A 23,337-nucleotide genomic window follows, 5' to 3' on the forward strand; every position below is an offset into this window, starting at 1 on the left:
AGCCGACGCCGGGCGACGAAAGCCGGTATGCCACTCCTACGGAGCCCGGATTCGAGGACGTCAGGGGCGAGGGGGCCGCAGATGATTTGCTGCTGACATATCTGAGGAGGGCGAGGTCTTGACGCATCTTGCGCTGTTTTCCCAGAAGCTCATCGACGACGAGTCCATCGCCGTCACGGAGATCGCCGATCGCGTCGCCGCGTGGCTGTCCCAACGGGATGGCCGAGGGGTCGATGAGGCAGTGGCATGTCTGCTGCCGGCGCGTGATGAGCGGGTCGCGACGTTCGCCGCCCAGTATCTGTCTCTGTTGCCCGAGCTCCATGTGGAAAAGAATCGCGTTGCTGAGCGGCTCCGCGGTGTCGAGGGTATGGCCCCTGCCGTTTCCCGGCTGGTCCCATGGCTGTCGGCCCGGCTCCTCGAAGAGGTGGTGAACGACTATCTCGAGGCCGGCGACACATACGGGCCATGGTTCGACGCCGTTTATGAAGTGAGTCTTTATCAACCTGAGCTGCTGCGCCCGCAGTTGAGTCGAATCGAGGATCCCGATGTTCGGTTCGGCATGTTGTCCGGTGGGCCGGATTCCTATGTGCCGGGACTTGTCGACCGGTGGCGACGCGGGCAAAAGGCAGGAGCCCTGAACCTGCTGGCCCGGTTGCGCACCGAGGCGGCAGCGCAGGCGCTGCTGGGCTTGCGTGAGGACTTCTCCGAACCGGCTGAATGGGAAGCCCTGGTGGAAATGGCGGGACGTCTCCCGGATTCGGACGAAGGCTCGGGGTACGAGCCTGCCTACATGGGGTCCGTGGTCGACCGCGGCCAGAGTCCGCACATCATGGGCGGGACGTACGCCGGTGACATGCCGCTCTGCCCTGTCTGCGACCGGCCCGCAGGGCTCGTGTTGACGCTCGGGGCGGCAGCCTTGCCCTTCACGCTGAGCACCGATCCCTCCTTCTTCTGGTACACCTGCCACTGCTACGCGCTGGACTTCGTGACGGTGAAACTCGTACCGGACGGGCTCGAGGTCTTCTACGGCCCGCAGGGGCCCGGAGCTGACGGCGGTCACGTTGTGCCGGGCGAGCGGGCCCTGGCGCTTGAGCCTCACCCGAACCAGTTGGGAATCAGCGTTGACGCCACGGGCGGCAGCTCCCGTCACCACGTGGGCGGACGCCCCAGGTGGATCACAACAGCGTCGCACCCACGCTGTCCGGAATGCAGCCTGACCATGCGTTTCCTCGCATCGATCGACAGCGGTCCGACGGTGTTCGGGCACATGAACTTCGACGGCACGCTCTACGGGTTCTGGTGTGACACCTGCCGGGTGTCCAGCGTTCAGCACCAGGCTTAGGGTGACTGGAACGCGGGCAAGTCGAGTGTCGACTACGAGGCAGGGCCGGTTTCCGGCGAGAGGGACGGGGACCCATAGCCATGTACGAGAGCGTCACCGCGGACGCGGCGATCGAGCGGATCGTCGACCGGCAGCGGCGCGGCGAACCGTACGTCGTCGAGCTGATGGGTTCGGCAGGCTCGGGGCGCACGCAGATCCTCCGGAGTTCGGAGGCGCTGCTGCCGCGGTCCGTATGGGTCGACGCCACGGGGCTCGAAGTGCAGGAGCTGCTGGGGCGGGTACGTGACGGGCTGGATCAGGTGCCGCCCGGTGACGGGCCGGTGGTGGTGCTCGTCGCGCAGGGGCAGAGGATGGCCCGTGCGGGGGCAGCGGGTTACCCGAACGCCGCCCTGAGTCTCCTGAACCGTGAAATCGTCCGGCCGGCCGGCGCGCTGGTCGTCGTCGAAGTCGACTGGCACGAGCGGTGGTTGGCGACGCGGCGGCGCCTGGAGGTCGAGGTGCCGCGGCGGCAGCCCGATGAGAGTCGTTCGCAGGAAGAGCGGCGCGAGTGGGCCTTGCAGGCACTCGCTCTCGCGCAGTCGCCCTCGCCTCCTGTCGAGGTCTGGCGCCAACTCTCCCGTCTGCTCAATGGCGCCGAGCTGGAACTGCCCCTGGACGCACCGGAGATCTCGGTCGCCGGGGACGGCCGTGTGTGGTTCGACAACTGGTCGCGTCGAGACGAACTGAGGGCCGCGGTGGACCTGGGCCACGCCCGCCGCGTCCACGCCGAGATGACCCAGTGGCTGCGCGACCGGTTCGACGAAACGGCGAACGGCGTGGGGCGCTACGCCGTCTTCGCGTTGGCCAGGCACGCGGCGCGCGGAGGAAGGTACGGCGAGTCCTTCCACGAACTGGCAGGCGATGAGCGCCTGTTGGCAAAGCTTTCGCCGCACAGTCTCATCGAGGCCGATGAGATGGTGCGCGCCAAGCTGGACGCCGTACGGATGGACCCCGCCCTCCGTGACCGTTACGCCGCCTGGTCGGCCCCCACGCCGGCCAGCCGTGCGCGCGACCTGGAGACGGCAGGTCTGCGCTCGTTCGAATTTGACGAGTGGGCGTCCTGGCTGGCCCTGGCAGCCCTGGTGCAGGGTGACGAGGCGACGGCGGAGGCCGTGGCCGATGCGCACCCGGACCGGTCGTGGACGGTGCGCTGGGCGCACTGGCGTCCGCCGGGCGTCGTCGACCCGCGGCGGGTGTTCCCCGGTCCGGTGACCGGCTTGGAGCTCGCGCCCGAGGGCTGGGATCCGGAGGGGCGGACGGCGGTCGTCGCGCGGGACGACACTCCGTCGAAGCCGCGCTACTGGGTGTTCGACGCGGCCACGGGCGAGGTGCTGGCCGGCCCGTGGACGGGTTCCGTGCCTGCCTTCGGGCAGCGTGAGCCGTTGTGGCAGGGCGGAGGCGGCCGCCTGCGGGCGTGGGCCGCATTCGACCCGTTCCCCAAGGAGCCGGGGCTCGTGCGGGACCGGTTGACGGTCGGGGACCTGGTCGTGGTGGCGTCGACCGGCGGAATCTTCGCGGCCGAGGCCATGGATCCCGAGCGGTTCGCCGACGGGTTCCCGGGCCCGCAGACGGTTGACGAGGACGACGAGTTCGACGAGGACGAAGACGAGGACTGGGCCGACGACCTCGACGCCGATGAGGCCGGCGAGGGCGGTGGGGGCGGCCCCTTTGGCATCGCCATGCTGTCCTCCCCGAACGCGTCCGCGCTGATCGACGTACGGCCTTGCCATATCGCCCCAGGACAGGCGGACTTCGCGTCGTCACCGGAGGCTGTGTTCGGTACGCAGTCCATGACCCGCCTCTCCGAATCACAGCTCCCAGCGGACATCACCGACCCCCGCGCCCGCCACGCTCTGACGGTGACCGGACTGCCGACCGTGGCTGCCGCCGAGATCCATCTGGGCGTCGACCCGGAGGCCGAGGCCCCGCTGCCGCGCGTCCGTGCCCTGCCCTTGTACGTGCTGGGAGACTGGAACGGCGGCCCCATCGCCGTACACGCACGCACCGGCCGGATCTACCGCCTGCCCCGCCACGACAACTGGACCGAGACGGACCTCCCCGACGACACCCCACCCGGCGACGACTGGGACCCCGACTGGCACTCGGGCAAGTGGAACGTCGACTACGAGGCGCCCCACCTCATGGCCGAGAACCTGGACGTCTTCGTACGCCTCGTCACCACCTGGGCGGTCATCCGTGGCCACTTCCCGATGTCGTACACCCACGGCGAACTCTTCGGCCTGCGCGACGATTTGGAGGACCGCCTCAGCGATATCAGCCCGCACGCTTCGTACAGCTGGTGGACAGAAAACCTTCAAGAGGTGCTGTGAGCGCGCGACGCGCCCCTCTGAAAGCACAACGATCAACGCCCCCGGAACGGAGCCCCCTGTGCCCCTGACGATCCTGTCCGACCTCGACACCGTCATCGCCCGCCTGCGCACCCCCACCCAGGAGTGGGTGGAGGCCTGCACCGGTGAGACGGGGACCTTGTTTCCCGCCATCGACATCGAGGGGGGCCGGTACAAGGGGAAGGGCGGTGCTGTCGGTTGGAGTCCCGAGCCCGCCGAGATCTTCGCCGGTCACTACGGCAAGGACGACGTGATCCCCGCCTCCTGCAACTGCATCGGCGTCTACGGCAGCGAGTACCACCTCATGGAGATGCCGACCGGCGAGATCTCCGTCTACGACCCCAACGGCTGGGACCACGCCGCCGGCATGGCCTCCGCGCACGAGTTCGCCAGCGTTGCGCATGCCGGTGCCGCCGTCGCGCTGCTCGCGGCCGTCGTACGGGAGATGGATCGACTCGACGGGCTAGAGGACGAAGACGAGAGTGTGGAGGCCCTGGAGGCGGGACTCGAGGAATTCGGTGACTTCGTCGGGGGGCTGCCGGACGATGTGGGCGGGGCCCACTTCTGGGAGGCCGCCACCGGGAGTCTCGCGGATCACTACGAGCCGTAGAGGGCTGTATGGGCCCGCGAGGAGCCTCAGGATGAGCCGCATACCCCTGGTCGGCTAGGGTCGCGGGCATGACACGTACGGGTGGAGACGGCACCGGCCTGCAGTGGGAGGCGGACTTCTCGCGGAAGTGGGAGACCGAGCTTCCGCCGGAGGAGCGCGCGCTCGCCGAGGAGAAGGAGCGGGTCGCCGAGGTGGTGCGGCGCGAGAGGCTGCGGGGGATCGTGTGCGCGGCCGTCTTCCTCGCGGCGGCCGTCGCCGCGCTCGTCGGGCAGGCCGTGGGGAGCGCCGGCGCGGTCGCGATCGCCGCCAACGCCCTTGGTGTGGTGGGCGGTTGCTACGCGCTGTGGCTCGCCGTGCGGGGAACGGGCGGCATGGGACGTACGGGCCTGTGGGTCATGGTCGGCGCGCTGCTGGTCATCGGAGTGGGCCAGGCGATCTGACCCGCCCCAACCCATTCCGGCCAGCCCTACCCCGGCCCGTCCCTCACGTCATCTTGCTCATGCTGGAGATCGTGCCGCCGCTGCCCGCCGCGAAGTCGACATCGTTCTGTTCCTGGCGGATCAGCTGCTCGTTGAAGGACTCGTTCTCGTTGTGGTTCTTGGCCATCGCGCTGAGCGCGCCCCCGATGTTCGTCAGCTCCTGAGCCAGGTGCTTCATCGACTCGAACATGCCGGTCTGCAGACCCTCGTAGGCGATGCCGAACTTCTCGCCGATCTCGTCGTCGCCCCACGGCGGCATGTCCGCCTTGTCGGCGAAGCTGGTCAGGCCCTGGACGAAGCCCTCCACCTGGCCCTTCTCGGGGGCGGGGGCCTCGCCGCTGGTGGGGGCGCAGGCGTTCACGGAGGCGAGGCCGTTCTGCAGGGAGGCCGCCGCCCTGGCGAACGCGGTGCCCAGGTCCTGGAAGTTCGTGCCTTCGTCGGACAGGGACGTCGTATCGGTACGGAATCCTTCGCGGGACATGAGGGTCCTCTCAGGCTGCGGACGGGCGGACAGTGGACAGTGGGTCAGAACAAGCCGTGCCACATCTGCTCGATGATCACCGACCACCAGTTGCCGGTGTCGTCGAAGCACGTGGGGTCGAGCGCGATCAGGCGGGCCTGGAGGTCGGCGACCGTCGACCCCGCCTCGTACGGGTTCATGCCCACCATGAGCTCGCGCGTGGTGGCGAGCGTGGCGAGGCAGTGCGCGAAGGCGGCGACCGACGCGTTGACGTAACGGCCGCTGCCCGTCGTCGGGTTCGCCGCCCATACGCTGCCGGCCTCCTGCTGCACCGTGATGACGTACTGGCCGTCCGTGCCGACGCGGGTGTGCGCGGAGAGGATGTCGGCGGCGGCCGGGGACAGCTCCGCCCCCAGCTCCCGCAAGTGCGTCGCCGCGTCCACGAACAGGCCGCCGCGCGGCGGGGCTTCGGGCCGGTCGGCGGTGAAGAAGAAGCGGACGTCGACGGGGAGCCCGGGGCTCGCGAGGGCGGCGCGCGCGGCGTCGGGGAGCGCGGCCGAAGCGAGCAGTTCCGCCCCGTAGCGCTGCACGGGAAGCTTCCCCGGAAGCTCGGCCGGCAGCGTCGGCGCCGAGGTCGTCGGCGAGGGCAGCGGCACACGGTGCGGGCGCGGCGGCGGCGCCTGGCCCGTGAGCTGCGCCATCGACGCCACCCGCTCGGTCAGCGCGGCGACGCCCTCCGCGCGCTCGGCCGGGTCCCCGCCGTACGGATGGCTGGAGGAGAGCGCCGCGCTCGGGAAACCGGCCCTGAGCGCGTTGAGCGTGTAGCCGCCCGGCAGGGAGCTGGGGCTGAGGTCGGTGTGCACCGCCACCACGTTGCTCGCGGGTACGTCCGCGGCGCGCAGGTCCGACCACGCCTGGTACTCGACGTGCGGCAGGCCCGGGCCCGAGACGCGCGTCAAGTACGTCTCCTCGCCGGTGCGCGGGTCGACGTACGTGAACACCGCGGTGTTGCCGGGGCCAGTGGCGGCGGGGGATCCGCCGTCGTCCGGCTGCGCGGCTTGCCGTTCGTCCTGGTCGTGCGTGGTCACGGCTGGGTCTCCCTCGGACGGGGTGGTAAACGGTCAAGGAAGGCGGAGCGTTGACCGCAAAGTCTAGTGCCGCCCGGTGACAGTGGGCTGGGAGAAGTGTCCGGGGCCTTCGTCGAGAGGCCCCAGGGCTCGCGTCAGCCCTGCCCAACCTGCCGCCGATACAGGCTGATCGCCGACTCCGGCGGAAAGTTCGGCACGTACATCGTCGAGCCGTCCGCCTTCGAGATGACCAGGTGGCTACCCCCGTACGAAGGCGGCTCGGTCGGCGGGAAGGTCGCGTAGACCAGGAAGCCCAGGTCGAACTCCTGGACGTTGAGCGTCGCCGGGGTGCCGTCCGCGCACTGCGGCTGGAACGTCGTCCGGGCGATCGCGAGGGCCTCATCGGCGGTGCGCGGTGCGGTGGTCAACTTCCGTCTCCTCAGGTCTCGTTGCGCGTACGGCGCCGGGGATCGGATTCAACCGGTCCCCGGCGCCGTACCGTAGCTCGCCGACTAATTGCTGCGCATCGACTAATTGCTGCGCATCGACTGATTGCAGCGCATCGGCTAGTTGCTGCGCATCGGCAGCCACGCCGTCTGCACCAGCTGCGCCCCACCCTTGCGGGTGACGAGCATGCCTCGGCCCGGCGGCAGCTTCTGCGGCTTGAGCGGGCCGAAGATCTGGCCCTCGGCCGGGTCGCCGGACAGGACGAGACCCGTCGCGCCGAGCTCCTTCATGCGCTGCATGACCGGCTCGAAGGACGAACGCGCCGCACCGGAGGAGCTGCGCGCGATGATGATGCGCAGGCCAAGGTCACGGGCGAACGGCAGGTACTCGAGCAGCGACTGGAGCGGGTTGCCGGAGCTGGTGGCCACCAGGTCGTAGTCGTCGACGATGATGAACGCGTCCGGCAGGTCGTACCAGGAGCGGTTGCGCAGCTGCTCCGGCGTGACGTCCGGACCCGGCATACGGCGGCCCATGGAACCCGCGAGGCTCGTGACGACCTCCTGGAGCTGCGGTCCCGAAGCGCAGTACTTGTAGAGGTGCGACTCGGGCAGCTCGCTCAGGTGCGCGCGCCGGTAGTCACCGGCGACGATGAGCGCCTTGTCGGTCGCGTACCGCTCGGAGATCTGCTTGGCGATCATCCGCAGGAACGCGGACTTGCCGGACTCGGACTCTCCGTAGACCACCATCAGCGGGTCGGTCTCGAAGTCGATGAACGACGGCGAGAGCGTCGTCTCGTCGACACCGATCGCGACGCCGCGCTCGGGGAAGTCGTTGCCCTTGGGGACCTCGCTGATGTGCAGCTTGGTCGGCAGCATCCGCACCGGCGGGGCCGGCGGGCCCTGCCAGTGCTCGGAGACCGTCGTCACCATGTGCTCGATGGCCTGGCCGAGGGACTCCACGTCCGAGGAGGCGTCGATCCGGGGCAGTGCGCCGAGCGAGCTGAGCTTGTCCGGGGTCAGACCGCGGCCGGGCATGCCGAGCGGCACGGCCTCCATCTTCTTGCGGTCGAACTCGGACTCCATCGGGTCACCGAGCTTGAGCTCCACGCGGTTGAGGAGCTGGTCGCGCAGGGCGGGCCGGACCTCGGTGTAGCGGCCGGAGCCGATGATCAGGTGGACGCCGAAGCCGAGGCCGCGCGAGGCCAGGTCGAGGATGACCGGGTCGAGCTGCTCGTAGTCGGTCTTGAAGGCGGCCCAGCCGTCGATGACGAGGAAGACGTCGCCCCACCGCTGGTCCGGGTACTGCCCGGCGGCGCGCCGCGAGCGGAACGTACCGATGGAGTCGATGTTGTTGGCGCGGAAGAACTCCTCGCGCTCGTTGAGGATGCCGCGCACCTCGGCGACCGTACGGCGCACCTTCTCGGAGTCGAGGCGCGAGGCGGCCCCGCCGACGTGCGGCAGGCCCTCCATCGAGAGCATGCCGCCGCCACCGAAGTCCAGGCAGTAGAACTGCACTTCGGACGGGGTGTGGGTGAGCGCGAACGAGGTCATGATCGACCGGATCAGGGTCGACTTGCCGGACTGCGGACCACCGACCACGAGACCGTGACCGGCCGAACCGGAGAAGTCCAGGTACTGGATGTCGCGCCGCTGCTCGAACGGCTTGTCCACCAGGGCCATCGGCACGACGAGCTTGCCGAGCGCCGGGTAGTCCGCGGCGTGCAGACCGCGCTCCGGGGTCGTCGACAGCGGCGGGAGCAGCGAGTCCACCGAAGGGGACTCCTCCAGCGGCGGCAGCCACACCTGGTGGGCGGGCGGGCCCTGGCCGACCATGCGGGCCACGATCACGTCGAGGACGGTGTCCGCGAGCGCGTCGTCGACCTGGTCGGGAACGACCTCGGGCTCCGGCTCGTGGATGATCTGCTCGGCGACGGGCGCGGCCGTGAAGAGCACGGGCTGCCGGTGGGTGCGCGAGCCACCGCCACCGGAACCGCCGGCGCGGTACACGCCACCGACGTACGCGGCCTTGAACTGGATCATCGTCTCGGTGTCGTACTTGAGGATGCCCGAGCCGGGGACGTTCGGCAGGTGGTACGCGTCGGGGACACCGATCGCGGTACGGGACTCGGCGGCCGAGAACGTACGCAGACCGATGCGGTACGACAGGAAGGTGTCGAGGCCGCGGAGCTTGCCCTCCTCCAGGCGCTGCGAGGCGAGCAGCATGTGCACACCCATGGATCGGCCGATGCGGCCGATCTGGATGAACATGTCGATGAAGTCGGGCCGGGCCGTGAGGAGTTCGGAGAACTCGTCGAGCACCATGACGAGGGACGGCAGCGGGTCCAGCGGGGCGCCGGCCGCGCGGGCCTTCTCGTAGTCGGTGATGTTCGCGTAGTTGCCCGCCGAGCGGAGCAGCTCCTGGCGGCGCTGGAGCTCACCGGTGATCGAGTCGCGCATGCGGTCGATCAGGGTGAGGTCGTCGGCCAGGTTGGTGATCACGGCGGCGACGTGCGGGAGTTCGGACATGCCCGCGAAGGTCGCGCCGCCCTTGAAGTCGGCGAGGATGAAGTTCAGCGTCTCCGAGGAGTGCGTCACCGAGAGCGCGAGCACGAGGGTGCGGAGCACCTCGGACTTACCGGAACCGGTGGCGCCGACGCACAGGCCGTGCGGGCCCATGCCCTCCTGGGAGGCCTCCTTGATGTCGAGCATGACCGGCTGCCCGTCGCGGTCCACACCGAGCGGCACACGCAGCCGCTCGTGCAGCGTGCGGGGCCGCCAGGTGCGCCCGACGTCCACCGAACCGGCGTCGCCGATGCCCATGAGCTCGGTGAAGTCCAGGTTGGCGAGGAGCGGTTCGTCGCCGTCCGCCGAGCCGGCGCGCAGCGGCGCGAGCTGGCGTGCAAGCGCCTCGGCCTCGGTGAGCGACAGGGTGTCGCAGGTGCCGGTGTACTGGGTGCCGCCCTGCGACTCGAGCAGCAGCTCGCCCGGCTGGACCTGCACGGACAGCGAGCCGCGCAGCTCCTCGACGATGCCGGGGACCACCTCGATGATGGTGACGCCCTGCAGACCCTCGGCGCCCGCGATGAGCGAGTCGTCAGGGATGTCGCCGCCGTCCATGAGGACGACGAGGTGCGGCTGGTCGACGACCGGCGGGCCCTGCGGGTTGAACCGGCCGCGGCCCTCCAGCTCGTCGGCGAGCATCTCCTCGACCTCACCGAGGTCGCCCACGATCACGCGCTGGGACCCGGCGCCGTCGGTGCCGCTGTGCTGCACGTGCGGCAGCCACTTCGTCCACTCCCACTCGGCCATCGCGCCGGGCGAGGCCACCACGGCGACCCGCAGGTCCTCGGGCGAGTGCAGGGTGCACAGTTGGGCGATCATCGCCCGCGCGGCCCCGTATGTGGTGTCCGGATCACCGGAGACGCTCACGTGGTAGAAGGAGCGTAGAGAGACGGCCAACGGCAGTGCGTCCAGCGTGCCGTGGGTCTCCAGGAACGACTTCATCGCGTGCGCGGTGAGCGGTTCCAGCTCGTCGAGCGGCGCGGTCTCCGGCGCCATCAGGGGAGTTGCCAGCTGCTGCGGGCCGAGCCCGAGCCGCACCTGCGTGAAGTCCGAGTCGCTGCCGCGCCGTTCCCACACCCGGCGGCCCTCGGCGACCAGCGCCCACAGCTGCTCGGGGTTGGGGTGCAGGAAGTACTGCCCGTCCCGCTGCATGCGCGCGGTGGTCCGCACGTCACGCCGGACCTGGGTCAAGTACTTGAGGTAGTCCTGGCGTTCCTGGGCCATCTCGGCCCCGCCGCCCTGCCGGGCCTTGATCAGCTGGGCCACCGCCATGGCGAGGGTGGAGACGATCATGACGCCACCCATGATCTTCATGATCGACTGACCCGAGGTGAAGAAGAACGCCGAGGACGTGCCCATGCCCAGCATGGGCAACAGGCTCATCATCAGGTTCTGGTCTTCGGGCCGTGCCAGCTCGGGCGGCGGCTCGAGACGCACCTCGTCCGTCGGTACGTCGGGTGGCAACACCCGAGGCGGTCGCTTGACGATGACCACGCTCACCGAAGCACCAGTCCTTAAATCTTCAGTCGTCGATCAGTTCAGCGCGCACGGATGTCGTGCACGTCGGGACATGTCGGACCGCCCCCGTTACTGGCGGTTCCCCCAGGCCGAAGGCAAAGAGCTCCGGCGTGCCCGGTGATCCTACTGACTCTCGTCAAGTGCCGGGGCCTGTGGGGTGAGATGGGCTCAGGACGCTACGCTGTCGCACCGCGCGTGACGCCGTCCGGACGCCGCGCCGCCGCACCGATGCCACACCAAGTCATGACATTAGGGGGAACCGCGAGGTGAGCACCACAGCTCTTGCCGGGGGCGGAACCGGCTTCTGCCGGGTCACCGTCGCCGCACCGGACGCACGTATCGATGTGGCCCTGCCCGAAGACGCTGCTCTGGCCGACATCTACCCGGAGATCCTCCAGCTCTCCGGGCAGAGCCAGGCCGAGGGCGACCCCACCGGGTACCACCTGGTCCGCCGGGACGGCACCGTCCTCGACGCCGGCCGCTCGCTCGCGGACCAGCGGGTCCTCGACGGCGACGTGCTGCTGCTGCGCCCGTTCGCCGAGTCGCTGCCCGCCGCGGTGTTCGACGACGTGTCCGACGCGGTCGCCTCCGCCGTGCGCCGCGACCGGCGCCGCTGGACCGACGACCTGATGAGCGTCGTCGGTCTCGGCGCGGGCGTCCTGCTGCTGACGCTGATGGCGTTCGCGCTCTGGTTCTCGAACCCGATCGAGCGCGACATGCACAGCCTGCCCGGCATCATCGCCGGTGTCGTCGGCGTGCTGCTCGTGTCCCTCTCCGTGGTCCGCGCGCGGGTGTACGACGACCGTGCCGCGTCCACCTCGCTGGGTCTCGCCGCCCTGCCGCACCTGCTGATCGCGGGCTCGGGGATCTTCTCGACCGACGCCGACTCGGGCCCGGGCCGACTTCAGCTGCTGTCCGGCTGCGTCGTGGTGCTCATCGCCTCCGCGCTGCTCGTGGTGCTACTGCCGCACGGCGACGCCGTCTTCGTCGCCGCGGCCCTCGGCTCGGCCGTCGGCGCCCTGGCCACGTTCGGCGCGCTGATGACCGAGGCCTCGCCGAGCGAGGTCGCCGCCGTCACCGGGGTCGTCGCGATCATCGCGATCTCCTGGCTGCCCGGCATGTCCGCCCGCTCCGCCCGGCTGCCCATCGGCTACCGCTCGCCGGACCAGATCTCCCAGGGCCGCGACTACGGGCGCGACGAGGAGGAGCACATCGACTTCGACCGCATCGGTGCTCAGGTCCGCCGCGCCCACGAGCTGCTCCTCGGCCTCGTCATCGGCTGCGCCGCCCTCGCCGTCGCCTCGGCCGGTGTGGTCCTCGGCTTCTCCGACGACGTCTGGGCGCAGCTGCTCGCCCTGGCCGCCGGCATCGCCCTCATGCTGCGCGCCCGTCTGTTCGACTACACCGCGCAGGTCGCGTCCCTGGTCGTGGGCGGCCTGGTGATCCTCGGTCTGCTGATCCTCGGCGTGACCCTGAACACCCCGCACTCCCTCCTGCAGAGCTTCATGCAGGGTGACACCGCCCCGTTCAACATCCACATCCTCTGGTTCGCCGCCGCGATCGGCGGGGGAGCGGCCCTGCTCGTGATCGTCGGCCTGTCCGTGCCGCGCAAGGGCGTCTCCCCGTTCTGGGGTCGCATGCTCGACCTGTTCGACGGCTTCGTGCTGCTGACTCTCGTACCGCTGTGCCTCGCGGTGCTCGGCCTCTACACGCAGGTGCGCAGCATGGTCAGCTGATCCGGGGCCCGGTCGGCCGCCGTCGGGGCGGCCGCCGGGCGGCTGGTACGCTGTGTGACGGCCGTTTGTGTACGCGCCCCCGGCATTGCAGGACATTCCTGGGGGCAGCGCCCAGCGGATCCCCGCCTCCCGAGTTACGGAAGCTCTCCTGAGATGTAGACCAGGGGCACTCGGCGGCAATCAGACTCTACGAGGAGTAAGCGTGGCTCTCGACACCGCTACGAAGAAGCAGATCATGACCGAGTTCGGCACCAAGGAGGGCGACACCGGCTCCCCCGAGGTCCAGGTCGCCATGCTCTCCCGCCGCATCTCGGACCTGACCGAGCACCTCAAGACGCACAAGCACGACCACCACTCGCGTCGTGGCCTGCTCATCCTGGTCGGCCAGCGTCGCCGCCTGCTGCAGTACCTGGCCAAGAAGGACATCCAGCGCTTCCGTGTGCTGGTCGAGCGCCTCGGTATCCGCCGCGGTGCGGCCGGCGCCCGATAAGACGCTGCGAGAGGGGGCGGTTCCCGATTGAGGGGGCCGCTCCCTTTGCCGTACGTGCGCACTGTCACCGAGGCTTTGTAGTCTGGTGACGTACGACTACGCATATGAGGAGAAGCGCCACCTCGCCGCCGCCGGTCCTCGGTAGTGGCCCCCGGGGACGCAAGAGGATCCCCGGGAGCTTCGATCGAAGACCGGCCCGCACTCAAAGGCACGCTTCTCCGTTCGTCCCTCGGCCACACGGGCCGTGCTGGACAAAAGACGCATTCAGACGAAAGTAAACGGAGATATTGCTAGTGGAGAACGAGACCCACTACGCCGAGGCCGTCATTGACAACGGCTCCTTCGGCACCCGCACCATCCGCTTCGAGACGGGCCGACTCGCCCGCCAGGCCGCCGGCTCCGCTGTCGCCTACCTCGACGACGACACCATGGTGCTCTCGGCCACCTCGGCCTCGAAGAACCCCAAGGACAACCTCGACTTCTTCCCCCTCACGGTGGACGTCGAGGAGCGGCAGTACGCGGCCGGCAAGATCCCCGGCAGCTTCTTCCGCCGCGAGGGCCGACCTTCCGAGGACGCCATCCTCACCTGTCGCCTCATCGACCGCCCGCTGCGCCCGTCCTTCAAGAAGGGCCTGCGCAACGAGATCCAGGTCGTCGCCACGATCATGGCGCTCAACCCCGACCACCTGTACGACGTCGTGGCGATCAACGCCGCGTCCGCGTCGACGCAGCTGGCCGGTCTGCCCTTCTCCGGCCCGGTCGGCGGCGTCCGCGTCGCGCTGATCAACGGCCAGTGGGTCGCGTTCCCGACGCACACCGAGCTCGAGGACGCCGTCTTCGACATGGTCGTCGCCGGTCGCGTCCTCGAGGACGGCGACGTCGCGATCATGATGGTCGAGGCCGAGGCCACCGAGAAGACCATCCAGCTGGTCAAGGGCGGCGCCGAGGCGCCGACCGAGGAGGTCGTCGCGGCCGGTCTGGACGCCGCGAAGCCCTTCATCAAGGTCCTCTGCAAGGCCCAGTCGGACCTCGCCGCGAAGGCCGCCAAGCCGACCGCCGAGTTCCCGATCTTCCTGGACTACCAGGACGACGTGCTCGAGGCCCTGACCTCCGCGGTCAAGACCGAGCTCTCCGCCGCCCTCACCATCGCGGGCAAGCAGGAGCGCGAGGCCGAGCTGGACCGCGTCAAGGGTCTGGCCGCCGAGAAGCTCCTCCCGGAGTTCGAGGGCCGCGAGAAGGAGATCTCCGCCGCGTACCGCTCGCTGACCAAGTCCCTGGTCCGTGAGCGCGTCATCAAGGAGAAGAAGCGCATCGACGGCCGCGGTGTCACCGACATCCGCACCCTGGCCGCCGAGGTCGAGGCCATCCCGCGCGTGCACGGCTCGGCCCTGTTCGAGCGTGGCGAGACCCAGATCCTGGGCGTCACCACGCTGAACATGCTGCGCATGGAGCAGCAGCTGGACACCCTTTCGCCGGTGACCCGCAAGCGCTACATGCACAACTACAACTTCCCGCCGTACTCCGTCGGTGAGACGGGCCGCGTGGGCTCCCCGAAGCGCCGCGAGATCGGCCACGGCGCGCTCGCCGAGCGCGCGATCGTGCCGGTCCTGCCGACGCGCGAGGAGTTCCCCTACGCGATCCGCCAGGTCTCCGAGGCGCTGGGCTCCAACGGCTCGACGTCCATGGGCTCGGTCTGCGCCTCCACCATGTCGCTGCTGAACGCCGGTGTGCCGCTGAAGGCCCCCGTCGCCGGTATCGCCATGGGTCTGATCTCGCAGGAGATCAAGGGCGAGACGCACTACGTCGCCCTGACCGACATCCTCGGTGCCGAGGACGCCTTCGGCGACATGGACTTCAAGGTCGCCGGCACCAAGGAGTTCGTGACCGCGCTCCAGCTGGACACGAAGCTCGACGGCATCCCGGCCTCCGTCCTGGCCGCCGCCCTCAAGCAGGCCCGTGACGCCCGCCTCCACATCCTCGACGTGATGATGGAAGCGATCGACGTCCCGGACGAGATGTCCCCGAACGCCCCGCGGATCATCACGGTCAAGATCCCCGTGGACAAGATCGGTGAGGTCATCGGCCCGAAGGGCAAGATGATCAACCAGATCCAGGAGGACACCGGCGCCGACATCACGATCGAGGACGACGGCACCATCTACATCGGTGCCGCTCAGGGCTCGCAGGCCGAGGCCGCCCGCGCCACGATCAACGGCATCGCCAACCCGACCATGCCGGAGGTCGGCGAGCGCTACCTGGGCACCGTCGTGAAGACGACGACCTTCGGCGCGTTCGTCTCGCTCATGCCGGGCAAGGACGGTCTGCTGCACATCTCGCAGATCCGCAAGCTCGCCGGCGGCAAGCGCGTGGAGAACGTCGAGGACGTCGTCGGCGTGGGCCAGAAGGTCCAGGTCGAGATCGCCGAGATCGACTCCCGCGGCAAGCTCTCTCTCATCCCCGTCATCGAGGGCGAAGAGGGCGACGAGGCGAAGGACGACACCGACAAGTGACGTCCCGTAGCACCCAGGCGACGGCCCGCACCTCTTCGGAGGGGCGGGCCGTCGCCCGTACCCAAACCCTCATCAAGGGCACCAACGGCATCGGTACGGTCCGCAAGACGACGCTGCCGAACGGCCTGCGCATCGTCACCGAGACCCTCCCCTCGGTCCGCTCGGCCACTTTCGGCATCTGGGCGCACGTGGGCTCGCGCGACGAGACGCCGACGCTGAACGGTGCGACGCACTACCTGGAGCACCTGCTCTTCAAGGGCACCAAGAAGCGCAGCGCGCTCGACATCTCGGCCGCCATGGACGCGGTCGGCGGCGAGATGAACGCCTTCACGGCGAAGGAGTTCACGTGCTACTACGCGCGCGTGCTCGACACCGACCTGCCGCTCGCCATCGACGTCGTCTGCGACATGCTGACCGGCTCGCTCATCGAGGAGGAGGACGTCGACGCGGAGCGCGGCGTGATCCTCGAAGAGATCGCGATGACCGAGGACGACGCGGGCGACGTCGTGCACGACCTGTTCGCGCACACGATGCTCGGCGACACCCCACTCGGCCGCCCGGTCCTCGGCTCGATCGACACGGTCAACGCGCTCAGCCGCGGCCAGATCACCCGCTTCTACAAGAAGCACTACGACCCGACGCACCTGGTCGTGGCCGCGGCGGGCAACGTCGACCACAACAAGGTCGTCCGCCAGGTCCGCGCCGCCTTCGACAAGGCGGGCGCCCCGCAGGACCTCGCCGCGCCGGTCGCCCCGCGCGCCGGCCGCAAGACCCTGCGCGCCGCCGGACGCATGGAACTCCTCGGCCGCAAGACCGAGCAGGCCCACGTCATCCTCGGCATGCCGGGCCTCGCCCGCACGGACGACCGCCGCTGGGCCATGGGCGTGCTCAACACGGCGCTCGGCGGCGGCATGTCGTCCCGCCTGTTCCAGGAGGTCCGGGAGAAGCGTGGGTTGGCGTACAGCGTGTACTCGTACACGTCGAGCTTCGCCGACTGCGGCCTCTTCGGCGTCTACGCGGGCTGCCGGCCCAGCCAGGTGCACGACGTGCTGAAGATCTGCCGCGACGAGCTGGACCACGTCGCGCAGGACGGCATCAGTGACGACGAGATCGGCCGTGCCATCGGCCAGCTCCGCGGTTCCACCGTCCTCGGCCTGGAGGACACCGGGGCGCTCATGCACCGCATCGGCAAGAGCGAGCTGTGCTGGGGCGAGCAGATGTCGGTCGACGCGATGCTGGAGCGCATCTCGGCGGTGACCCCGGACGAGGTGCGCGCGGTCGCACGCGACATCCTGGGACAGCGCCCGTCCCTGTCGGTCATCGGCCCGCTCAAGGACAAGCAGGCATCGCGCCTGCACGAAGCGGTCGCGTAACCGCCCTCACGTAAGGATCACGGAGAATATGAGCAAGCTGCGCGTGGCGGTCATTGGAGCCAAGGGCCGCATCGGCTCCGAGGCCGTACGGGCCGTCGAGGCGGCCGAGGACATGGAGCTGGTCGCGGCCCTCGGCCGTGGCGACAAGCTGGACGTCCTCGTCGAGTCCGGCGCCCAGGTCGCGGTCGAACTGACCACGCCCGACTCGGTGATGGAGAACCTGGAGTTCTGTGTACGCCACGGTATCCACGCCGTCGTCGGCACCACGGGCTGGACGGACGAACGCCTCGCGCAGCTGAACCAGTGGCTGGCGGACTCCCCGGAGACGGGCGTGCTCATCGCCCCGAACTTCTCCATCGGCGCGGTCCTGACCATGAAGTTCGCGGAGGCGGCAGCGCCGTACTTCGAGTCCGTCGAGGTCATCGAGCTGCACCACCCGAAGAAGGTCGACGCCCCGTCCGGCACGGCCGCCCGCACCGCCCAGCTGATCGCCGCGGCGCGGGAGAAGGCGGGCAGCGCCCCCGCGCCCGACGCCACGGCCACAGCGCTCGACGGAGCGCGCGGCGCGGACGTCGACGGCGTCCCGGTCCACTCGGTCCGCCTGCGCGGCCTCCTGGCGCACCAGGAGGTCCTCCTGGGCGCCGAGGGCGAGACGCTGACGGTCCGGCACGACTCGCTGCACCACAGCAGCTTCATGCCGGGCATCCTGCTGGGCGCCCGCAAGGTCGTATCGACCCCCGGCCTCACCTTCGGCCTGGAACACTTCCTCGATCTGAACGGCTGACCTGCTGCGATGCGCGCGAAAATCACCTACGCCGTCACGGCCGTCGTCCTGGTCTTCTACTTCGTCCTGGCCGGCGACCGCGGCGTGATGCTCCTCCAGCAGGGCACGCTGCTCACGATCACCTTCGGTGTCGCGGTGCTGATCCTGCCGGTGATCGGCGTGTGGTTCCTGTGGGCGAACACCCGGTTCGTCACCAAGGCCAACCGCCTCGGCGAACTCCTGGAGGCGGAGGGCGGCCTTCCCGTCGACGAGCTCCGTCGCGACCAGTACGGCCGTATCGACCGCGACTCGGCCGACGAGGTCTTCGCCAGGCGGAAGGCCGAGACGGAGGACGAGCCGGGGGACTGGCGCTGCTGGTTCCGCCTCGCCGTCGCCTACCGGGACGCACGGGACACCCCGCGCGCGCGGAAGGCGATGCAGCGCGCCATCGCACTCCATGAGGGCCGCTCCGTAGGAGTCTGACCGGGCGTCGGATCCACCGCCGGATCCGATCCACGTACGACGAAGGGGCCCCACCGGCATCGTGCCGGTGGGGCCCCTTCGTCGTAGTCGTATGTGCACGCGCGCGTGCGTCAGCGCCGGGCGCGGTACTCCTCGGACCAGACCTCGATGGTGTCCGCGGCCCGGTCGAACGCCGTGCTCCGCCCGAGGAAGTCCGCGCCGTGACTGGTGAGCAGCGTCGTCTGATCCCCCTGCTGATCCCGCTGTACGAGGATCAGCGCCTGCCCCTGCACGGTGCGGGGCAGCCCGAGCCAACGCACGGGCTGCTGCACCGTACGAGCGGTGGCGACCCGGTCCCACGGCGCCGTACGGGTGAAGAAGAAGCCGACGTGCCGCAGCCCGCGCGCGCTCACCCAGGTGCCCATGCGGAGCAGCCGCAGCGCCGACGCGATGATCAGCACCGCGAGAACTCCGCAGACCGTCGCGGCGGACGTGTCACCCGCGACGGCGATGATCACCGAGGCGAACAGCACGTACGACGCCAGGAGCAGCAGCAGCGCGGCCGCGCCCACCCGGTAGGGGCCGGGCCGGTACGGGCGGCGCCACTGGTCGCGGTCGTCGAAGGGCAGCGGGATGTCCGCGGCCTCGTCGAAAGCACGGTCGGCCGTCAGGAAGGGCAGGGGCACGACGGGTCCTCACTCGGTCCACGCGGTATGGGGGCTGTGCCCGGTGAGATTATCCGGGGTCGCACCGGCCTTCCACCCCAGGGGGGCCGGAGGTGGACAGGGCCGCCCGGCGACCGTCAGCGACTGTCGGACGCCTCCGACTGCTGTACGTGCTGCGTGGTCTGATCGATCGACAGGGCCGGCATCCCGATCAACAGGGCGCCGACGATGCCGGCCACGACGGTGAGGCCGACGAGCGCGCGTCCGGCGCGCTGCCCCGCGGAGGGACGCTCGCGCGGGGGCGGTTCGACGTTGCTACGGAACTTGTCGGCTTCGGCTATGAAGGCGAACGGTACGGGCTCGCGCCGACGGAACATGGGGCTGCTTCTCCTCGAGAGACTCAAGATGCTCGAACAAAGTGTGTTCATCTACACAGACGAGCGATCGCTTCAAAGGGTGCCCTGTTTCACCAAATTCACCAAACTTCGCTCCTCTTCGGCGGAGATCGTCGTGAGAAGCGAGCGAATGACCTGTTGTCAGTGGTGGCCCGTAGAGTGGGCGCCGCCCTTGCGAAGTGATGGGAAGGACCCCGGCAGCATGACCGAAACCCCAGCTGAAGACCTCAAGCCGACGTACCGCGGCGATGTCACCGTCGAGCTGGTGAAGCACACCGCGAGCGACACGGACGTGCTGTTCGCGGCCCGCGTCTCGACGCTCGGCGAGCAGTCGATCGACGAGCTGTCGAAGGACCCCGAGCGCTCCAAGGGCCTGATCAACTACCTGATGCGGGACCGGCACGGCAGCCCCTTCGAGCACAACTCGATGACGTTCCTGATCAGCGCCCCGATCTTCGTCTTCCGCGAGTTCATGCGGCACCGCGTGGGCTGGTCGTACAACGAAGAGTCGGGCCGCTACAGGGAGCTCCAGCCGACGTTCTACGTCCCGGACGCCGAGCGCAAGCTGGTCCAGGAGGGCCGCCCGGGCAAGTACCAGTTCGTCGAGGGCACGCAGGCGCAGCAGGAGCTGACGGGCCGCGTGATGGAGGACTCGTACCGTCAGGCGTACGAGGCGTACCAGGAGATGCTGGCCGCGGGTGTCGCCCGCGAGGTGGCCCGCGCGGTGCTCCCGGTCGGCCTGTTCTCGTCGATGTACGCGACGTGCAACGCGCGCTCGCTGATGCACTTCCTCGGCCTGCGCACGCAGCACGAGCTCGCCAAGGTGCCGTCCTTCCCGCAGCGGGAGATCGAGATGGTCGGCGAGAAGATGGAGGCGGAGTGGGCCGCGCTCATGCCGCTCACCTACGCGGCGTTCAATGCCAACGGCCGGGTGGCTCCGTAGTTCGGGCACAGGCACAGATGTACGGGCACCCGACCGATGTGTCCGTATTGCGGCTTTTCGGAAAGTTCATCTAGCCTGATCAAACGGACCCGGCACTGCTTGAACCCCCGAGCAGGCAGTGCCGGGCTCCACCTTTGTCGGACTTGACGGAGATTCGTCCCGACTTGTCGCATCCCCCGAGGGGGGACCCGGTACTGAGCAGCGAGTAGCGTGTTACCCATGGCTCCGACCTCCACTCCGCAGACCCCCTTCGGGAGGGTCCTCACCGCCATGGTCACGCCCTTCGCGGCGGACGGCGCACTCGACCTCGACGGCGCGCAGCGGCTCGCCGCCCACCTGGTGGACGCAGGCAATGACGGCCTGGTCGTCAACGGCACCACCGGCGAGTCCCCGACCACCAGCGACGCGGAGAAATCGGATCTCGTACGAGCCGTCGTCGAGGCGGTCGGTGACCGCGCCCACGTCGTCGCCGGTGTCGGAACCAACGACACCCGCCACAGCATCGAGCTCGCCCGCCAGGCCCAGCAGGCCGGCGCGCACGGCCTGCTCACGGTGACGCCGTACTACAACAAGCCCCCGCAAGAGGGCCTGCTCCGCCACTTCACGGCGATCGCCGACGCGACCGAACTCCCCGTGATGCTGTACGACATCCCGGGCCGCAGCGGCGTTCCGATCAACACCGACACGATCGTCCGTCTCGCCGAGCACCCGCGCATCGTGGCCAACAAGGACGCCAAGGGCGACCTCGGCCGCGCCTCCTGGGCCCTCGCCCGCTCGGGCCTCGCCTGGTACTCCGGCGACGACATGCTCAACCTGCCGCTGCTCTCGGTCGGCGCGTGCGGCTTCGTCTCGGTCGTCGGCCACGTCGTCGCGCCCGAGCTGCGCGCCATGCTCGACGCCTTCACGACCGGCGACGTGCACAAGGCGACGGAGATCCACCAGAAGTTGCTCCCGGTCTTCACCGGCATGTTCCGCACGCAGGGTGTCATCACGACGAAGGCGGCCCTCGGCCTCCAGGGCGTCCCCGCGGGACCGCTGCGGCTGCCGCTCGTGGAACTCACCCCGGAAGAAACGGCCCAGCTCAAGATCGATCTTGCCGCCGGCGGGGTACAACTCTGATCACAGACTTGGCAAAGCTTCACAACTGAATGAACAGAATCACCAACTGAACAGCAAGACCCCAGGAACCACCACAACTGCTATTGCACGAACGTCATGCGCGCCACGTGCCTACAGGTACGTGGCGCGCGTGGTTGAGGAGAGTCTTTTGAGTCATCCGCATCCTGAACTCGGCGCCCCGCCGAAGCTTCCGAAGGGTGGCCTGCGTGTCACCCCGCTCGGCGGCCTCGGTGAGATCGGGCGCAACATGACCGTCTTCGAGTACGAAGGCCGTCTGCTGATCGTCGACTGCGGAGTGCTCTTCCCCGAGGAGGAGCAGCCCGGAATCGACCTGATCCTGCCGGACTTCACGTCCATCAGGGACCGCCTCGACGACGTCGAGGGCATCGTCCTGACGCACGGCCACGAGGACCACATCGGCGCCGTCCCGTATCTCCTCCGCGAGAAGCCTGACATCCCGCTGATCGGCTCCAAGCTGACCCTCGCTCTCATCGAGGCGAAGCTCCAGGAGCACCGCATCCGCCCGTACACGCTCGAGGTCTCCGAGGGCGAGCGCGAGCGGCTCGGCCCGTTCGACTGCGAGTTCATCGCGGTCAACCACTCCATCCCGGACGCGCTGGCCGTCGCCATCCGTACCCCGGCGGGCATGGCCGTCCACACGGGCGACTTCAAGATGGACCAGCTCCCGCTGGACCGTCGCCTGACCGACCTCCCGACCTTCGCCCGACTCGGCGAGGAGGGCATCGACCTTCTCCTCACCGACTCGACGAACGCCGAGGTCCCGGGCTTCGTCCCGCCCGAGCGCGACATCTCGAACGTGATCCGCGGCGTCTTCGCGAGCGCCCAGAAGCGCATCATCGTGGCCTCGTTCGCCAGCCACGTGCACCGCATCCAGCAGATCCTGGACGCCGCGCACGAGTACGGCCGCCGGGTCGCCTTCGTCGGCCGCTCGATGGTCCGCAACATGGGCATCGCCCGGGACCTCGGCTACCTGAAGGTCCCCGCGGGCCTGGTGGTGGACGTCAAGACGCTCGACGACCTGCCCGACAGCGAGGTCGTCCTGGTCTGCACGGGCTCCCAGGGCGAGCCGATGGCGGCCCTGTCCCGCATGGCCAACCGCGACCACCAGATCCGGATCGTCTCCGGTGACACGGTGATCCTGGCGTCGTCGCTGATCCCCGGCAACGAGAACGCGGTCTACCGCGTGATCAACGGCCTGACCCGCTGGGGCGCGAACGTGGTCCACAAGGGCAACGCCAAGGTGCACGTCTCGGGCCACGCGTCCGCGGGCGAGCTCCTGTACTTCTACAACATCTGCAAGCCCAAGAACCTGATGCCGGTCCACGGCGAATGGCGCCACCTGCGCGCCAACGCCGAGCTCGGCGCCCTCACCGGCGTCCCGCACGACCGCATCGTCATCGCCGAGGACGGCGTCGTCGTCGACCTCGTCGACGGCAAGGCGAAGATCTCCGGCAAGGTCCAGGCCGGCTACGTCTATGTGGACGGCCTCTCCGTCGGCGACATCGGCGAGCCCGCGCTCAAGGACCGCAAGATCCTCGGGGACGAGGGCATCATCTCGGTCTTCGTGGTCGTGGACTCCAGCACCGGCAAGATCACCAGCGGCCCGAACATCCAGGCCCGTGGTTCCGGCATCGAGGACTCGGCGTTCCACGCGGTGCTCCCGAGGATCCAGGACGTACTGGAGAAGTCGGCCCAGGACGGCGTCGTCGAGCCCCACCAGCTGCAGCAGCTCATCCGCCGCACGCTGGGCAAGTGGGTCTCGGACACGTACCGCCGACGCCCGATGATCCTTCCGGTCGTCGTCGAGGTCTGAGGCACGTAAGGAGCGGGGCGCCTCGATTTGCATCGGGGCGCCCCGCTCCAGTACGTTTACGGCTCCGCTCAAGGGGAACCCGGCGCACCAACGTGCTCGGACAAGTCCCCGACAGGGGCGGGAAATTCCGACTCAGAATCTCTGATAAAGTCGGCACCGCCGAAAGGCAAAGGCCA

Annotated in this window: 19 protein-coding genes; 13 read left to right on the plus strand and 6 right to left on the minus strand. The window is 69.3% G+C overall.

Annotated features, from left to right (window positions below):
* The first annotated feature begins 118 nt into the window (after positions 1 to 118).
* The 4 genes from ACYSUO_RS22450 (at position 119) to ACYSUO_RS22465 (ending at position 4,779) form a co-directional block, all read left to right on the plus strand.
* The gene (locus tag ACYSUO_RS22450; RefSeq protein ID WP_461778004.1) at positions 119 to 1,342 is read left to right on the plus strand and encodes a hypothetical protein; all 1,224 of its coding nucleotides are present in this window, start codon (positions 119 to 121) and stop codon (positions 1,340 to 1,342) included.
* 80 nt (positions 1,343 to 1,422) lie between these two features.
* Positions 1,423 to 3,711 (plus strand): SUKH-4 family immunity protein, encoded by a 2,289-nt coding sequence (locus ACYSUO_RS22455; protein WP_461778005.1) that lies wholly within the window; start codon positions 1,423 to 1,425, stop codon positions 3,709 to 3,711.
* Positions 3,712 to 3,769: 58 nt separating this feature from the next.
* Positions 3,770 to 4,339 (plus strand): hypothetical protein, encoded by a 570-nt coding sequence (locus ACYSUO_RS22460; protein WP_461778006.1) that lies wholly within the window; start codon positions 3,770 to 3,772, stop codon positions 4,337 to 4,339.
* Between the two features lie 68 nt (positions 4,340 to 4,407).
* A complete protein-coding gene (locus ACYSUO_RS22465; protein ID WP_461778007.1) occupies positions 4,408 to 4,779 on the plus strand; it encodes a hypothetical protein in 372 nt (123 codons plus the stop codon).
* A 43-nt stretch (positions 4,780 to 4,822) separates the two neighbouring features.
* Here the strand turns inward: ACYSUO_RS22465 and ACYSUO_RS22470 are convergent, their stop codons facing one another.
* The 4 genes from ACYSUO_RS22470 to eccCa all read right to left on the minus strand — a co-directional run bounded on the left by ACYSUO_RS22470 (position 4,823) and on the right by eccCa (position 10,853).
* Positions 4,823 to 5,299 (minus strand): hypothetical protein, encoded by a 477-nt coding sequence (locus tag ACYSUO_RS22470; RefSeq protein WP_461778008.1) that lies wholly within the window; start codon positions 5,297 to 5,299, stop codon positions 4,823 to 4,825.
* Between the two features lie 44 nt (positions 5,300 to 5,343).
* Entirely contained in the window at positions 5,344 to 6,366 is a 1,023-nt protein-coding gene (locus ACYSUO_RS22475; protein ID WP_461778009.1) for an SUKH-4 family immunity protein, read from the minus strand.
* Between the two features lie 134 nt (positions 6,367 to 6,500).
* Positions 6,501 to 6,773: a hypothetical protein gene (locus tag ACYSUO_RS22480; RefSeq protein ID WP_461778010.1), complete on the minus strand. Its 273-nt coding sequence runs from the start codon at positions 6,771 to 6,773 to the stop codon at positions 6,501 to 6,503.
* A gap of 138 nt (positions 6,774 to 6,911) precedes the next feature.
* Positions 6,912 to 10,853 (minus strand): type VII secretion protein EccCa, encoded by a 3,942-nt coding sequence (gene eccCa, locus ACYSUO_RS22485; protein ID WP_461778011.1) that lies wholly within the window; start codon positions 10,851 to 10,853, stop codon positions 6,912 to 6,914.
* A 284-nt stretch (positions 10,854 to 11,137) separates the two neighbouring features.
* Between eccCa and eccD the strand changes: the two genes are divergently transcribed.
* The 6 genes from eccD to ACYSUO_RS22515 all read left to right on the plus strand — a co-directional run bounded on the left by eccD (position 11,138) and on the right by ACYSUO_RS22515 (position 18,226).
* On the plus strand, positions 11,138 to 12,607 hold the full coding sequence (gene eccD / locus ACYSUO_RS22490) for a type VII secretion integral membrane protein EccD (protein WP_461778012.1): 1,470 nt from the start codon (positions 11,138 to 11,140) through the stop codon (positions 12,605 to 12,607).
* A 202-nt stretch (positions 12,608 to 12,809) separates the two neighbouring features.
* Positions 12,810 to 13,097, plus strand: a complete 288-nt coding sequence (gene rpsO / locus ACYSUO_RS22495) for a 30S ribosomal protein S15 (protein WP_266714890.1) — start codon at positions 12,810 to 12,812, stop codon at positions 13,095 to 13,097.
* A gap of 293 nt (positions 13,098 to 13,390) precedes the next feature.
* Positions 13,391 to 15,607: a polyribonucleotide nucleotidyltransferase gene (locus ACYSUO_RS22500; protein ID WP_461778013.1), complete on the plus strand. Its 2,217-nt coding sequence runs from the start codon at positions 13,391 to 13,393 to the stop codon at positions 15,605 to 15,607.
* Positions 15,604 to 16,980, plus strand: a complete 1,377-nt coding sequence (locus ACYSUO_RS22505; RefSeq protein ID WP_461778014.1) for a M16 family metallopeptidase — start codon at positions 15,604 to 15,606, stop codon at positions 16,978 to 16,980. The genes ACYSUO_RS22500 and ACYSUO_RS22505 overlap by 4 nt, the downstream gene beginning before the upstream one ends.
* Before the next feature lie 28 nt (positions 16,981 to 17,008).
* Entirely contained in the window at positions 17,009 to 17,764 is a 756-nt protein-coding gene (gene dapB, locus ACYSUO_RS22510) for a 4-hydroxy-tetrahydrodipicolinate reductase (protein ID WP_327661220.1), read from the plus strand.
* A 9-nt stretch (positions 17,765 to 17,773) separates the two neighbouring features.
* On the plus strand, positions 17,774 to 18,226 hold the full coding sequence (locus tag ACYSUO_RS22515; protein WP_327672021.1) for a tetratricopeptide repeat protein: 453 nt from the start codon (positions 17,774 to 17,776) through the stop codon (positions 18,224 to 18,226).
* Between the two features lie 110 nt (positions 18,227 to 18,336).
* Here ACYSUO_RS22515 and ACYSUO_RS22520 read toward each other — a convergent pair whose 3' ends face one another.
* Both ACYSUO_RS22520 and ACYSUO_RS22525 read right to left on the minus strand, forming a co-directional pair.
* Complete coding sequence (locus ACYSUO_RS22520) at positions 18,337 to 18,891, minus strand: hypothetical protein (protein WP_461778015.1); 555 nt, start codon at positions 18,889 to 18,891, stop codon at positions 18,337 to 18,339.
* A 116-nt stretch (positions 18,892 to 19,007) separates the two neighbouring features.
* Positions 19,008 to 19,247 carry a hypothetical protein gene (locus tag ACYSUO_RS22525; protein ID WP_426900153.1) on the minus strand — a complete coding sequence of 80 codons (240 nt, stop codon included), beginning with the start codon at positions 19,245 to 19,247 and terminating at the stop codon, positions 19,008 to 19,010.
* A 220-nt stretch (positions 19,248 to 19,467) separates the two neighbouring features.
* Between ACYSUO_RS22525 and thyX the strand changes: the two genes are divergently transcribed.
* The 3 genes from thyX to ACYSUO_RS22540 all read left to right on the plus strand — a co-directional run bounded on the left by thyX (position 19,468) and on the right by ACYSUO_RS22540 (position 23,161).
* The gene (gene thyX / locus ACYSUO_RS22530; RefSeq protein ID WP_461778016.1) at positions 19,468 to 20,208 is read left to right on the plus strand and encodes an FAD-dependent thymidylate synthase; all 741 of its coding nucleotides are present in this window, start codon (positions 19,468 to 19,470) and stop codon (positions 20,206 to 20,208) included.
* Between the two features lie 219 nt (positions 20,209 to 20,427).
* The gene (dapA, locus tag ACYSUO_RS22535) at positions 20,428 to 21,327 is read left to right on the plus strand and encodes a 4-hydroxy-tetrahydrodipicolinate synthase (protein WP_426900151.1); all 900 of its coding nucleotides are present in this window, start codon (positions 20,428 to 20,430) and stop codon (positions 21,325 to 21,327) included.
* Positions 21,328 to 21,475: 148 nt separating this feature from the next.
* Positions 21,476 to 23,161: a ribonuclease J gene (locus ACYSUO_RS22540; protein ID WP_425828750.1), complete on the plus strand. Its 1,686-nt coding sequence runs from the start codon at positions 21,476 to 21,478 to the stop codon at positions 23,159 to 23,161.
* The last annotated feature ends 176 nt before the right edge of the window (positions 23,162 to 23,337 follow it).

The organism is Streptomyces sp. UC4497 (genome assembly GCF_054871485.1).

What these genes read in the sequence shown, in the direction of transcription:
- ACYSUO_RS22470 (WP_461778008.1), bottom strand. Translation starts at nt 5,299, where the DNA reads ATGTCCCGCGAAGGATTCCGTACCGATACGACGTCCCTGTCCGACGAA.
- thyX (WP_461778016.1), top strand. Translation starts at nt 19,468, where the DNA reads ATGACCGAAACCCCAGCTGAAGACCTCAAGCCGACGTACCGCGGCGAT.
- ACYSUO_RS22465 (WP_461778007.1), top strand. Translation starts at nt 4,408, where the DNA reads ATGACACGTACGGGTGGAGACGGCACCGGCCTGCAGTGGGAGGCGGAC.
- ACYSUO_RS22455 (WP_461778005.1), top strand. Translation starts at nt 1,423, where the DNA reads ATGTACGAGAGCGTCACCGCGGACGCGGCGATCGAGCGGATCGTCGAC.
- ACYSUO_RS22515 (WP_327672021.1), top strand. Translation starts at nt 17,774, where the DNA reads ATGCGCGCGAAAATCACCTACGCCGTCACGGCCGTCGTCCTGGTCTTC.
- dapA (WP_426900151.1), top strand. Translation starts at nt 20,428, where the DNA reads ATGGCTCCGACCTCCACTCCGCAGACCCCCTTCGGGAGGGTCCTCACC.
- dapB (WP_327661220.1), top strand. Translation starts at nt 17,009, where the DNA reads ATGAGCAAGCTGCGCGTGGCGGTCATTGGAGCCAAGGGCCGCATCGGC.
- ACYSUO_RS22525 (WP_426900153.1), bottom strand. Translation starts at nt 19,247, where the DNA reads ATGTTCCGTCGGCGCGAGCCCGTACCGTTCGCCTTCATAGCCGAAGCC.